The 12,322-nt window shown below is 70.7% G+C and carries 14 protein-coding genes; 5 read left to right on the top strand and 9 right to left on the bottom strand.

Features of this window, described 5'->3' with window-relative positions; genetic code table 11:
• The first annotated feature begins 154 nt into the window (after positions 1 to 154).
• Positions 155 to 832 carry a Crp/Fnr family transcriptional regulator gene (locus ACVW00_RS21825; RefSeq protein WP_457112992.1) on the top strand — a complete coding sequence of 226 codons (678 nt, stop codon included), beginning with the start codon at positions 155 to 157 and terminating at the stop codon, positions 830 to 832.
• A 92-nt stretch (positions 833 to 924) separates the two neighbouring features.
• On the opposite strand, the gene ACVW00_RS21820 is transcribed toward ACVW00_RS21825, so the two are convergent.
• The 5 genes from ACVW00_RS21820 to ACVW00_RS21800 all read right to left on the bottom strand — a co-directional run bounded on the left by ACVW00_RS21820 (position 925) and on the right by ACVW00_RS21800 (position 4,360).
• On the bottom strand, positions 925 to 1,845 hold the full coding sequence (locus ACVW00_RS21820) for a DUF559 domain-containing protein (RefSeq protein WP_457112991.1): 921 nt from the start codon (positions 1,843 to 1,845) through the stop codon (positions 925 to 927).
• Positions 1,846 to 2,011: 166 nt separating this feature from the next.
• Entirely contained in the window at positions 2,012 to 2,833 is an 822-nt protein-coding gene (locus ACVW00_RS21815; RefSeq protein ID WP_457112990.1) for an MBL fold metallo-hydrolase, read from the bottom strand.
• Positions 2,830 to 3,714, bottom strand: a complete 885-nt coding sequence (locus tag ACVW00_RS21810) for an NUDIX hydrolase (RefSeq protein ID WP_457112989.1) — start codon at positions 3,712 to 3,714, stop codon at positions 2,830 to 2,832. The genes ACVW00_RS21815 and ACVW00_RS21810 overlap by 4 nt, the downstream gene beginning before the upstream one ends.
• Before the next feature lie 5 nt (positions 3,715 to 3,719).
• The gene (locus ACVW00_RS21805) at positions 3,720 to 4,208 is read right to left on the bottom strand and encodes a RidA family protein (protein ID WP_457112988.1); all 489 of its coding nucleotides are present in this window, start codon (positions 4,206 to 4,208) and stop codon (positions 3,720 to 3,722) included.
• A complete protein-coding gene (locus ACVW00_RS21800) occupies positions 4,205 to 4,360 on the bottom strand; it encodes a DUF4177 domain-containing protein (RefSeq protein ID WP_457112987.1) in 156 nt (51 codons plus the stop codon). Before ACVW00_RS21800 ends, ACVW00_RS21805 begins: the two co-directional genes overlap by 4 nt.
• Positions 4,361 to 4,402: 42 nt before the next feature.
• On the opposite strand from ACVW00_RS21800, the gene ACVW00_RS21795 reads away from it, so the two are divergent.
• A complete protein-coding gene (locus ACVW00_RS21795) occupies positions 4,403 to 5,125 on the top strand; it encodes an alpha/beta hydrolase (RefSeq protein ID WP_457112986.1) in 723 nt (240 codons plus the stop codon).
• Here ACVW00_RS21795 and ACVW00_RS21790 read toward each other — a convergent pair.
• Complete coding sequence (locus ACVW00_RS21790) at positions 5,118 to 5,744, bottom strand: CoA transferase subunit B (protein ID WP_457112985.1); 627 nt, start codon at positions 5,742 to 5,744, stop codon at positions 5,118 to 5,120. The two genes, ACVW00_RS21795 and ACVW00_RS21790, sit on opposite strands and share 8 nt — an antisense overlap.
• Positions 5,744 to 6,520 carry a CoA transferase subunit A gene (locus ACVW00_RS21785; protein ID WP_457112984.1) on the bottom strand — a complete coding sequence of 259 codons (777 nt, stop codon included), beginning with the start codon at positions 6,518 to 6,520 and terminating at the stop codon, positions 5,744 to 5,746. The genes ACVW00_RS21790 and ACVW00_RS21785 overlap by 1 nt, the downstream gene beginning before the upstream one ends.
• Before the next feature lie 109 nt (positions 6,521 to 6,629).
• Between ACVW00_RS21785 and ACVW00_RS21780 the strand changes: the two genes are divergently transcribed.
• Complete coding sequence (locus ACVW00_RS21780; protein ID WP_457112983.1) at positions 6,630 to 7,631, top strand: ArsA-related P-loop ATPase; 1,002 nt, start codon at positions 6,630 to 6,632, stop codon at positions 7,629 to 7,631.
• Positions 7,632 to 7,665: 34 nt separating this feature from the next.
• Positions 7,666 to 8,829, top strand: coding sequence for an ArsA family ATPase (locus ACVW00_RS21775; RefSeq protein ID WP_457112982.1), 1,164 nt, complete (start codon positions 7,666 to 7,668; stop codon positions 8,827 to 8,829).
• Between the two features lie 46 nt (positions 8,830 to 8,875).
• Here ACVW00_RS21775 and ACVW00_RS21770 read toward each other — a convergent pair whose 3' ends face one another.
• The gene (locus tag ACVW00_RS21770; protein ID WP_457112981.1) at positions 8,876 to 9,169 is read right to left on the bottom strand and encodes a WhiB family transcriptional regulator; all 294 of its coding nucleotides are present in this window, start codon (positions 9,167 to 9,169) and stop codon (positions 8,876 to 8,878) included.
• Between the two features lie 179 nt (positions 9,170 to 9,348).
• On the opposite strand from ACVW00_RS21770, the gene ACVW00_RS21765 reads away from it, so the two are divergent.
• Positions 9,349 to 11,736: a penicillin-binding protein gene (locus tag ACVW00_RS21765; RefSeq protein WP_457112980.1), complete on the top strand. Its 2,388-nt coding sequence runs from the start codon at positions 9,349 to 9,351 to the stop codon at positions 11,734 to 11,736.
• Between the two features lie 26 nt (positions 11,737 to 11,762).
• Here the strand turns inward: ACVW00_RS21765 and ACVW00_RS21760 are convergent, their stop codons facing one another.
• A complete protein-coding gene (locus tag ACVW00_RS21760) occupies positions 11,763 to 12,227 on the bottom strand; it encodes a GatB/YqeY domain-containing protein (RefSeq protein WP_457112979.1) in 465 nt (154 codons plus the stop codon).
• Positions 12,228 to 12,322 lie beyond the last annotated feature (95 nt).

The following is a 12,322-nucleotide window of genomic DNA, read 5'->3' as shown; positions in this document are numbered from 1 at the left end:
GGGCCGATCTCAGGGCCACCTCCCAGGGCCACCGAGGGCAGGGCGCCGTGACGTGGAGCGCGTCGATGGGACAGACTGTGACCTGAAACACCGGGGCGGCCGGCTTTGCTGGCTGCCCTGATGGTGGAAGGGCTGACCATTGGAAGGATTGGCCGTGGACAACGACGTATTGCGCCAGGCACCGCTCTTCGGCGCCCTCGACGACGAGGCGGCCATGGCGCTGCGCTCGTCGATGACCGAGGCGCGGCTCCGTCGCGGTGAGGTGCTCTTCCACGAGGGCGACTCCGGCGACAAGCTGTACGTGGTCACCGACGGCAAGGTGAAGCTCGGGCGCACCTCGTCGGACGGCCGCGAGAACCTGCTGGCGATCCTCGGCCCGGGTCAGATGTTCGGCGAGCTCTCGCTCTTCGATCCCGGACCGCGCTCGGCCACGGTCACCGCCGTCACCGAGACGACCCTGCTCGCGCTCTCCCACGACGACCTCATGCGCTGGCTCGAGGGCCGGCCCGCCGTCGCCCTCGGACTGCTCTCCCAGATCGCCGGTCGGCTCCGGAAGGCCAACGACGTGAACGCCGACCTGGTGTTCTCGGACGTGCCCGGGCGGGTCGCGAAGGCGCTGCTGGACCTCGCGGACCGGTTCGGCCGCACCGCCGACGACGGCGTCCACGTCCACCACGACCTCACCCAGGAGGAGCTCGCCCAGCTCGTCGGCGCCTCCCGCGAGACCGTCAACAAGGCCCTCGCCGACTTCGCCTCCCGCGGCTGGCTCCGCCTCGAGCCCCGCTCGGTGGTCATCATGGACGTCGAACGGATGAAGCGCCGCGCCCGTTGAGTTGGGAGTCCCTGACCGTCGAGTTGGGAGTCCCTGCCCGTCCAATCGGGAGTCCCTGACCGTCGGGAGTCCCTGCCCGTCCAGTTCGGACTTCACCACCGACGGTTGCTGTACGCCGGCCTCAAGGCCGCCCGCAGCTCGGCGAGCCAGCGGTCGAGGCCCGCGCCGGTGAAGTCGCCCCGCCTGACGACAACGACCGTCCAACCGTTCTCCTCGAGCCACTCGCGCCGTTCGCGGTCACGCTGCCGCTGCCCCTCGTTGCGGTCGTGGAACTCCTCGCCGTCGTACTCGATGACGATGCGGTGCCGGGGATAGGCCAGATCCAGCCGGTACGTCGGCACCCCGTCGATCTCGATCCAGAACTGCAGCTCCGGCGCCGGCAGACCTGCGTCGATGATCTCGAGCCGGGTCCACGACTCGCGGGGCGACTCGGCACGGGGATCGGCGAGTGGGATCAGTCGCCGCAGCTGGACCACGCCGCGGCGGCGGAAGAAGCGCACCGCTGCGGCGGCGTACTCCTCGCGGCTCAGCCCGAACCCGCACATGAACTGGTCGAGCGCCGCCAGCGCATCACGACGACGCAGGTTGCAGCCGAGATCGAGCGCCGTGCGCAGTGGGGTCGTGACGCGCACGCCGTGGATCACCATGATGTCCTCAGGCGCCAGGTCACGGGTGCCGCCGTCGACACCGCGCCGATCGGATGGGCAGCGGAAGCGCACCACACACGTCTCGAGGGGCGGCATGACCTCGTGCTCGGGATGAGTGAGGACGTCCACGCCGTGCAGCCAGGCTGCTGTGCGGTCACGCAGGACGGACCCGGGCGCGATCACCAGCGCTGCGCACGCCGCCCGGTTCTCGACCGAGTCCGCCTGGTCGGCACGCAGGTACACGCCCTGCAGCACCCGACGGACCAGCTGGTTGCGCACAGCACCGGTCAGCTGTTTGCCGGAGATGCCGAGCTCACGGGCTCCAGCCGTGGTGAAGGGCGTCGGGGGAAGGTCGTCGAGGCGCATGACCGAACGGTTCGGGAGGAGCTCAACCGAGGCAACGGTCGCCTCCGCAGTTGTTGACGGAAGCCCCGATGAGACCGGTGTGGAGGGAAGAGGGCGACGCCGTACGGGCGGCCTCATCCAACTCGACGGTCAGGCTCTCCCAACTCGACGGGCAGGGAGGCCCAACTCAACGAGCCTGGAGGTGGGCGAGCTGGGCGCGGACCGAGAGCTCGGCGGCGCCCCAGAGCACCGGGTCGACATCGGTGTAGACGATCTCGACGACCCGGCGGGGGAGCTCGTCGGCGGCGACACCCTCGGGGTGCGGCTCGGCGGCGAGCTGCTCGAGTGCGGCCCGCACCTGGTCGAGGCGCTCGTGACGGTGCGCGATGTAGTAGTCGAGCGCGCCGAGCGCGTTGTGGATCACCGGGCCGTGGCCCGGCCAGATCGACTCCACCTCGTGTGAGTCGGCCAGCGCGTGCAGCCGGTCGAGGGAGTCCAGGTAGGCCCCCAGCTGACCGTCCGGGTGCGCCACGACGGTGGTCCCGCGACCGAGGACGGTGTCGCCCGTGAGGACCGACTGCTCGGCCGGCAGCAGGAAGGACAGGGAGTCCGCGGTGTGCCCGGGCGTGCCGACCACGCGGATCTCCAGGCCGTCGACCTCGACCACGTCTCCGTCGCGCAGGCCCTCGTCCCCCAGCCGGTACGCCGGGTCGAGCGCCCGCACGCCGCAGCCGAGTCGTGCCGCGAACTCCTTCGCCGACTCCGAGTGGTCGAGGTGGTGGTGGGTCAGCAGCACCACGCCGACCGGCCCGGCCGCCTGCTCGACGGCGCTCAGGTGCGCCGGGTCGGGAGGACCGGGATCGATCACCACCGCACGCCGGGCGCCGGGCTCGCGCAGCACCCAGGTGTTGGTGCCGTCCAGCGTCATCATGTTCGCGTTGGGGGCGAGCACGCAGGTGCCGCGCGCACCGACCGACCCTCCGGTCCAGCTCGGCGACGGGTCGCTCACGAGCGGGAGCCCCAGGTCGCCGTCTTCGCGCGCCGCTCCAGCAGCTCATCGGCCTGCGGCGGCCGGGAGAGCGTGAAGCCGCCACCGGCGTCCTCCTCGACGGCCGGGCAGAACATCTCCACCCGACGCCCGGAGGCGGCGTCGATCACGGCCTGCGGGTCGGCGTACTGGCTGACGTCGAGGCTGGTGATGTAGGTCGGCGGCAGCATCAGGATCTCGCGGGCCTCTGCCTGCTCGACGGCCTTGATCGCCGGCAGCCAGACCACCTGGTCGGACTCCGTGGAGACGTCGCGGGTGCGCTGACCTTCGGGCAGCTCGGCGACGAAGAACCAGGTGCGGTAGCGCTTCGGCTCGAAGACGGGCGTGAGCCAGCCCGCCCAGGCGCCGAGGAGGTCGGTCCGCAGCACGAGCCCGCGGCGCTCGAGGAGCTCGGTCATCGGCAGCTCTCGGCTCTCGAGCGCCGCCCGATCGGTCTCCCAGTCCTCCCCCGTCGTGTCGGCGACGACCGATCCGGCCGACTGCCCGGCCAGCAGCACCCCGGACTCCTCGAAGGTCTCGCGGACGGCGGCGCAGACCAGCGCCCTGGCCTTCGCCTCGTCGGTGCCGAGCCGCGCGGCCCACTCGGCGGGCGACGGCCCGGCCCAGCCGACGGAGTGGTCGAAGTCGCGGGGGTCGACGCCCCCGCCCGGGAACACGCACATCCCGCCGGCGAACTCCATCGACACGTGCCGGCGCAGGAGGTAGAGCTCCGGCCCGCCGGCTCCCCGGCGGAGCAGCACGACGGTGGCGGCATCGCGGGGCTCGGCAGGCGTCTTCGAGCCGTCGGCGAACGCGGCGGCCTGGACGGCGAACTCCTCCGGGAGGTGGACGAGGCCGGCCACTGCGCTCAGACCTCCACGACCAGCTCGACCTCGACCGGGGCGTCCAGCGGCAGCACCGGTACGCCGACCGCCGACCGGGCGTGCCGGCCGACGTCACCGAACACGTCGCCGAGCAGCTCGGACACGCCGTTGGCGACGAGGGGCTGTCCGGTGAAGTCCGGCGTGGAGGCGACGAACGCGACCAACTTCACGACCCGCTTGATCGCGGACAGCTCGCCGATCTCCGCCCGGATGGCGGCGAGCGCGTTGAGCCCGCACTGCCGGGCGCACGCCACGGCCTCTTCCTGGGTGACCTCGCCGCCGACCTTCCCGGTCGCCATCAGCTGGCCCTCGCGCATCGGCAGCTGCCCGGAGGTGAAGACCAGGTCACCGCTGCGGATCGCGGGGATGTACGCCGCGACCGGCGCCGCCACCTCCGGCACGCTCAGGCCGAGCTCGGCAAGCCGCTCCTCGGGAGTCGCAGCGTCGGACCGTCGCTCGCTGCGCTCGCTCATGCCAGCGGGCGCTTGAAGTAGGCCACCAGGTTCTCCGGGTTCATGCCCGGGACGACCTGGACCAGCTCCCAGCCGTCGGCACCGAAGTTGTCGAGGATCTGCTTGGTCGCGTGGACCAGCACCGGCGCGGTCATGTACTCCCACTTGTCCATGCGGCGACTCTAGCCTCCGGCGCACCGGCCTACGATCGCCCGGTGATCGTCCCCGCCGACCTGCCCGACGCGGTGCTCCGGTACGCCGATCACGAGGATGGCCTTCTCGACGTGCACCTCCCGGAGCGAGCGAACGGAGTCACCGTGCTCCTGCTGCACGGCGGCTTCTGGAAGACGGCCTACGACCGGACGCACACCCGGCCGATGGCGGTCGCGCTCGCCGCAGCGGGCTTCCAGGTCGTCATCCCGGAGTACCGGCGCGTCGGCCCCGGCGGCGCCGGCGGCTGGCCGCGCACTGGGGCGGACGTGCACCTGGCGGCCACGCGGCTGCCCGAGCTGCTCGCCGGCATCGGTCGAGAGGTCGGGACGCTGCGGGTGACCGGCCATTCCGCAGGCGGGCACCTGGCGCTCTGGCTGGCGACCCGAGGCATCCCCGTCGACCGGGTGGTCGGGCTCGCGCCCGTCTGCGACCTCCGTGAGGCGCTCCGGCTGCGGCTCGGCAGCGACGCGGCGCGCTCGTTCCTCGGCGACAGCGACCCGGACGTGGCAGACCCGATGGTGCTCCTCGACGAGAGGCCGGGCGTCGAGATCCGGATCGTGCACGGGGTCGACGACGACACAGTCCCGGTCTCGCTCAGCCGCGGGCTCGTGCGACGACACCCCTGGGTGCGACTCGAGGAGGTGCCCGGCGGGCACTACGAGCTGATCGAGCCCGGCTCGATCGTCTGGCCCGAGGTGGTCCGCGCCCTGGCCGACGTCAGCTGAGGACGGGCTCTGTCTTCTCGCGGACCTCGTCCTCGGTGATGTCCGGGGCGAGCTCGACCAGGTGCAGCCCGTCGGGTCGGACGTCGATCACGCACAGGTCGGTGATGATCCGCTGGACCACGGCCCGGCCGGTGTAGGGCAGCGAGCACTCGTCGACGATCTTGTAGGACCCGTCGCGGGCGACGTGCTCCATCAGCACGATCACCCGCTTCGCGCCGTGGACGAGGTCCATCGCCCCGCCCATGCCCTTGACCATCTTGCCGGGGATCATCCAGTTCGCGATGTCACCGGTCGCCGAGACCTGCATCGCCCCGAGGATCGCGGCGTCGATCTTGCCACCACGGATCATCCCGAACGAGGTGGCCGAGTCGAAGAACGACGCGCCCCGCCTGATCGTCACCGTCTCCTTCCCGGCGTTGATCAGGTCGGCATCCTCCTCACCGGCGTAGGGGTAGGGCCCGACCCCGAGGATGCCGTTCTCCGACTGCAGCACCAGCTCGACGTCCTCAGCGACGTAGTTCGGGACCAGCGTCGGCAGCCCGATCCCGAGGTTGACGTACGACCCGTCGGTCAGCTCGGAGGCCGCACGCGCGGCCATCTGCTCACGAGTCCAGGCCATCACGCACCTGCTTCCTGCGGACGCTCCCGGACCGTTGCCTTCTCGATCCGCTTGTCCGCCGCCTGCGCCGGGCTCAAAGCCACCACCCGCTGCACGAACACCCCGGGCGTGTGCACGTTGTTCGGGTCGATCTCGCCGGGCTCGACCAGGTGCTCGACCTCGGCGATCGTGACCCGCCCGCACATCGCCGCCAGCGGGTTGAAGTTGCGCGCGGAGTCGCGATAGACGAGGTTGCCGTGCCGGTCGCCCTTCCAGGCCCGCACCAGACCGAAGTCCGCGACGATCGCCTCCTCCAGCACGTACTCCCGGCCCCCGAACGTCCGCGTCTCCTTCGGCGGGCTCGAGACGATCACGTTGCCCTCGGTGTCGTACCTCCACGGCAGCCCGCCCTCGGCGACCTGGGTGCCGCCGCCGGTCGCGGTGAAGAACGCCGCGATGCCCGAGCCGCCGGCCCGCATCCGCTCGGCGAGCGTGCCCTGCGGGGTCAGCTCGACCTCGAGCTCGCCGTGCAGGTACTGCCGGGCGAACTCCTTGTTCTCTCCGACGTACGACGACACCATCCGCCGCAGCCGCTTCGCGAACAGCAGCCGGCCGAGCCCCCACTCGTCGACGCCGCAGTTGTTCGACACCGCCTCCAGGTCGGTCACGTCGGTCTCCAGCAGCGCGTCGATCAGCACCGACGGGATGCCGCACAACCCGAAACCGCCGACCGCGAGCGTCGAGCCGCTCGTGATGTCGGCAACCGCGTCGGCCGCGCTCGCGACGACCTTGTCCACGACACTCCACCTCCCGCATCGTCCGGCGACGGCCGGATCTCCCGTGATCCTAGTCACGCACCCGGCCGCAGAAGCGGTGCCCCGGACCTCCTCATCTAGGCTGCAACGCATGGCGTCGGCGAGCCCTGACTTCCCGGACGTGCAGCTGCACGTGGTCACCGGCAAGGGTGGCACCGGGAAGTCGACGGTGTCCGCCAGCCTCGCGCTCGCGCTCGCCTCGCGCGGCAAGACGGTGCTGCTCTGCGAGGTCGAGGGCCGGCAGGGCATCGCGCAGATGTTCGACGTGCCGCCGCTCCCCTACGAGGAGCGGCTGGTCGCGAAGGCCACCGAGCACGGTCACGGCGACGTCTACGCGCTGGCGATCGACGCCGAGGCGGCACTGCTCGAGTACCTCTCGATGTACTACCGCCTGGGCAGGGCGGGCAAGGCGCTCGACCGCTTCGGCGTGATCGACTTCGCCACCACCATCGCCCCTGGTGTGCGCGACGTGCTCCTCACCGGCAAGGTCTACGAGGCGGCGCAGCGCAACTCCCGCAACAAGGGCGCCCGCCGGTACGACGCCCTGGTGCTCGACGCGCCACCGACCGGCCGGATCGGCCAGTTCCTGAACGTCAACAGCGAGCTCGCCGGGCTCGCGAAGATGGGCCCGATCAAGTCCCAGGCGGACACCGTGATGACGCTGCTGCGGTCACCGCGCACGGCGGTGCACCTGGTCACCGTCCTGGAGGAGATGCCGGTGCAGGAGACGATCGACGGAGTCGCCGAGCTGCGTGCGGCCCAGCTGCCCGTCGGCGGCGTCATCGTGAACCTCGTCCGGCCGCAGGACCTCGACGACCAGGCCCGTGCCGCACTGCTCGAGGGCACCGTCGACGAGGTCGCGCTGGCCAAGGCGCTCTCGTCTGCCGGCATCGACGCGACGCCCGAGCTGGTCGGCACGCTCGTGGCCGAGGGTCGCGACCACGCGGAGCGCCGCCGCCTGGAGGACAGCCAGCGGGCCCTCGTCGAGCAGATCGACGTGCCGGCGTACGAGCTGGATCTGCTGGCCGGAGGGGTGGACCTCGGCGGGCTCTACGAGCTCGCGGAGTCGCTGCGCGAGCAAGGGCTCGCCTGAGATGCGCGCGCGGACCAATCCCCGCGTGGGACCGATGACCGCCACGCACGATCCGGTCCCGCGGCTCGACGTGGACGCACTCCTCGACGACCCGGCCCGCAGGATCATCGTGTGCTGCGGATCCGGCGGAGTCGGCAAGACGACCACCGCGGCGGCGCTCGCGCTGCGCGCCGCAGAGCGAGGTCGCAAGGTCGTCGTCCTCACCATCGACCCGGCCCGTCGCCTTGCCCAGAGCATGGGCATCGAGGCGCTCGACAACGTGCCCCGGCCGGTGCCGGGCGTCTCGACAGGCTCGACGACCGGAGGCTCGCTCGACGCGATGATGCTCGACATGAAGCGCACCTTCGACGAGGTCGTCGAGAGCCAGGCGAGCCCGGAGAAGGCGCAGCAGATCCTCAGCAACCCGTTCTACATCGCGGTGTCCAGCTCGTTCGCCGGCACCCAGGAGTACATGGCGATGGAGAAGCTGGGCCAGCTCGACAAGGACGCGCGCGCCTCGGGACGCTGGGACCTGATCGTCGTCGACACGCCGCCCTCACGGAGCGCGCTGGACTTCCTCGACGCTCCCGAGCGGCTCTCCAGCTTCCTCGACGGGAAGTTCATGAGACTGCTGCTCGCGCCTGCCAGAGGTCCCGCGAAGCTGATGAGTGCCGGCTTCAACATGGTCACCAAGGCGGTCACCACGATCATCGGTGGCCAGGTGCTCTCCGACATGCAGGCGTTCGTCTCCGCCTTCGACACCCTCTTCGGCGGGTTCCGCCAGCGCGCCCAGCGCACCTACGAGCTGCTGCAGGCCGACCGTACGTCGTTCGTGGTGGTCGCGGCGCCCGAGCCCGACGCGCTCCGCGAGGCGGCGTACTTCGTCGAGCGGCTGAGCGCCGAGCGGATGCCGTTGGCCGGACTGGTGGTCAACCGGGCGAGTGTCCAGCCCGGGGTCGACCTCAGTGCGGCGTCGGCCATGTCCGGCTACGAGAAGCTGCGTGACTCCACCGACGACGCCAGCCGGATGGCGGCAGGGCTGCTGCGGCTGCACGCCGACCGGCGGCTGATGGTGGAACGGGAGACGCGCCTGCGCGGCCGGTTCGCCAGGGCGCACCCGGATGTCCGGACGGTCGTGCTGCCCGCGCTGCCGACCGACGTGCACGACCTCGACGGCCTGCGCAGCATCGGAGACCTGCTCGGCGAGGGCGCTGCCTAGCAGAGCCCGTCGCCGGCCGTGTGCGGTTCGTCGAAACCGGTAGGGCTCAGGCGGTTGCGGAGGCCTCGAGGTGGGCCTCCTTGGCTGCTGCCAGGAGCGCGCGCCACGACGTGATGTTGGGGCGCTTGCGGAGCACCGCGCGACGCTCCCGCTCGGTCATGCCGCCCCAGACACCCCACTCGATGCGGTTGTCGAGCGCCTCGGCGAGGCACTCGGCCCGCACGGGGCAGCTCGCGCAGACGACCTTGGCCTTGTGCTGCTCGGCACCACGGACGAACAGCTCGTCAGGACGGGACTGCTTGCACGTTGCGGCTGCGGCCCACTCTTCGTTCCAGCTCATTGCACTACCCCCATTGGAAACCCGCGGCGCCGGTCCTCTAGACCAGCTCCCCCACATACAAGAACTTAAGGTTCTTTACCGTCTCGGAAACAGGGCCGTTTGTACCGAATCGGGATGACCCAGAAGGACTACCCGGGTGACCTGACTAGGTGGTCGGGGTCCCGACCTAGACTCACTGCATGCCGCGCCAGCGCTCGACAACGCCCCACGGGCTCACCTACGGGTCGGTGACGTCGCAGGTCACCGTGCTGGTCGCGTTGTCGGCACTGATGGGCGTCCTGGTGGCGGGCCTGGCCATCCCCTTCGCCGGCGTCCTCGGCATCGGCACCAAGTCCGTGTCGAAGTCGATGAAGAACTTCCCGATCAAGATCGCCGACCAGCCCCTCGCGGAGCGCTCCCGCGTCCTGGACGCGCAGGGAAACCTGATCGCGACGTTCTTCGACGAGAACCGCGTGAACGTCCCGCTGAGCGAGGTGGCTCCGGTGATGCAGCACGCGCTGCTGGCCATCGAGGACGCCCGGTTCTACGAGCACGGCGCCCTCGACGTGAAGGGCACGTTGCGCGCGTTCATCACCAACCAGGCGAACGACGGGGTCACCCAGGGCGGTTCCTCGATCACCCAGCAGCTGGCCAAGATGACCCAGCTCAACCAGGCGAAGACGAAGGCGCAGCGCGAGGCCGCCACGGCCGACACCTACCAGCGCAAGCTCCAGGAGCTCCGGCTGGCGGTCGCGTTCGAGAAGAACTACTCGAAGGACTGGATCCTCGAGCGCTACCTCAACATCGCCTACTTCGGCGACGGCGCCTACGGCATACAGGCCGCCGCGCGGCACTACTTCAGCGTCAACGCCAAGGACCTCGACCTCCAGCAGGCCTCACTGCTGGCCGGGCTGGTGAAGAACCCCGTGGGCTACGACCCCACCACGTTCCCCGACCGCGCCCTCGCCCGTCGCAACACCGTGCTCACCCGGATGGCGGGCCAGCACATGATCAGCCAGGCCGAGGCCGACCAGACGGCGGCGACCAAGCTCGGCCTCGAGGTCAGCCCCACCCGCAACGGGTGCCTCGGGTCGTCGGCCGCCTTCTTCTGCGACTACGTGCGCCGCTACCTGCTCGCCGACCCGTCGCTCGGCAAGACCGTCGACGACCGTCAGCAGCTGCTGAACTCCGGGGGCCTGACCATCAGGACCACGATCGACATGAGGTACCAGCGGGCGGCCGACCGGGCGACCTCGGCGCACGTGAAGCCCACCGACCAGGCGATCGGGGCGCTCGCGATGGTCGAGCCCGGCACCGGCGACGTCAAGGCGATCAGCCAGTCACGACCGATGGGCCGGAAGAAGAAGCAGGGCCAGACGTTCCTCAACTACGTGGTCGACAGCAAGTACGGCGACTCCAACGGCTTCCAGGCCGGGTCGACGTTCAAGCTGTTCGTGCTGGCCAGTGCCCTCGAGCAGGGCCTGCCGACGAGCACGAGGTTCCACTCGCCCAACACGCTGAACATCCCCGGCAACGACTTCCAGGACTGCGACGGCCCGTACAGCGACCCGACGGTGTGGGCGGTGCACAACTCCACCGGCGAGGGCACCTTCGACATGTACAAGGGCACCCAGCTGTCGGTGAACACCTACTTCGCGCAGCTCGAGGAGAAGACCGGGCTGTGCAAGCCCTACGCGATGGCCCGGTCCATGGGTGTCGACCTCTCGGACCCGGCACACGAGCGGGTGCCGTCGTTCACCCTCGGTGTCGCCGACGTGAGCCCGCTCGAGATGGCCGGCGCGTACGCCACCGTGGCCGCACGCGGGCTGCACTGCGACAACCGCCCGGTGGCGCGCATCCTCAACAGCGAGGGCCGGGTCTTCAAGACCTACCCGAAGGTCTGCCAGCAGGTGATGCAGCAGAACACCGCGGACACCATCAACGACATCCTCAAGGGCGTGATGGCGCCGGGCGGCTTCGGCGCCGCCCTCGTCCTGGACAAGCCGTCGGCCGGCAAGACCGGCACCCGGTCGGAGAACAAGGCGGTCTGGTTCGACGGCTACACGCCGGCGCTGGCGACCGCGTCGATGATCGCGGGAGCCAACCAGGAGGGCCAGCCGATCACCCTCAACGGGCAGACCGTCGGCGGGTCGTACATCGCCAGCGCGCACGGCTCGACGACCGCGGGACCGATGTGGGCGGACGCAATGCGGGCGATCCAGGACCTGCTGCCGGACCTCGACTTCGTGCAGCCGATCAAGACCCAGGGGTCCCCTGACCTCTCGATCGTGCCGAACGTGGTCGGCATGACCGCGCAGGACGCGCGCACCACGCTCGAGGGGCTCGGGTTCATCGTGAACCTCGCCGGTCAGGTGCCCTCCGCCCTGGAGCCCGGACTGGTCGCCCAGACCAGCCCGGAGGCCGGTTCGACGATGTACAACGGGTCGACGATCTCGCTCTACGTGTCAGCCGGTCCGGGAGCGCCGGTGACGACCGCTCCACCGGCGCCTGGCGGCACGCCGACCTCCGGCACGTCGCCCGGTCCGGGCAACGGCAACGGCAACGGGCACGGCCCCCCGCACCACTGAGCCGGCGACCAGCGCTTCGACCGGGCTCAGGAACCGGCGAGCTGGCGGCGTACCTCTGCGGCGACGACGCCGCCGTCGGCCCGGCCCTTGACCTTCGGCTGGAGAGCACCCATCACCTTGCCCATCGCGCGCGCACCCTCCTCGCGAGCCCCGGTCGCCTCGATCGCCCCGGTGACGAGCGCAGCGATCTCGTCGGCGCCGAGCTGCTCGGGAAGGTAGTCGGCGAGCACGTCGAACTCCGCGCGCTCCTTGGCCGCCTGCTCGGTGCGGCCGGCCTGGTCGAACGCCTCGGCCGCCTCGCGGCGCTTCTTGCCCTCGCTGGTGAGCACCCCGAGCACGTCCTCGTCGGTGAGCTCGCGCGCCTCCTTCCCGGCGACCTCCGCGTTGGTGATCGAGGTCAGCACCATCCGCAGGGTCGAGGAGCGGATCTCGTCCCGCGCCTTGATCGCGGTGGTGAGGTCGGCACGAAGACGGTCCTTGAGGTCACTCATGCCGCGTCCTCGCTCCGCTGCGGGCGCACATGAGGCACTCGCACTCTGTGTTGGATGATTCGCTCGCTTCGCTCACTCATGGCGCCATTGTCGCA

It is taken from the genome of Marmoricola sp. URHA0025 HA25 (genome assembly GCF_054059435.1).
This window is presented reverse-complemented; position numbering and strand designations above follow the sequence as displayed.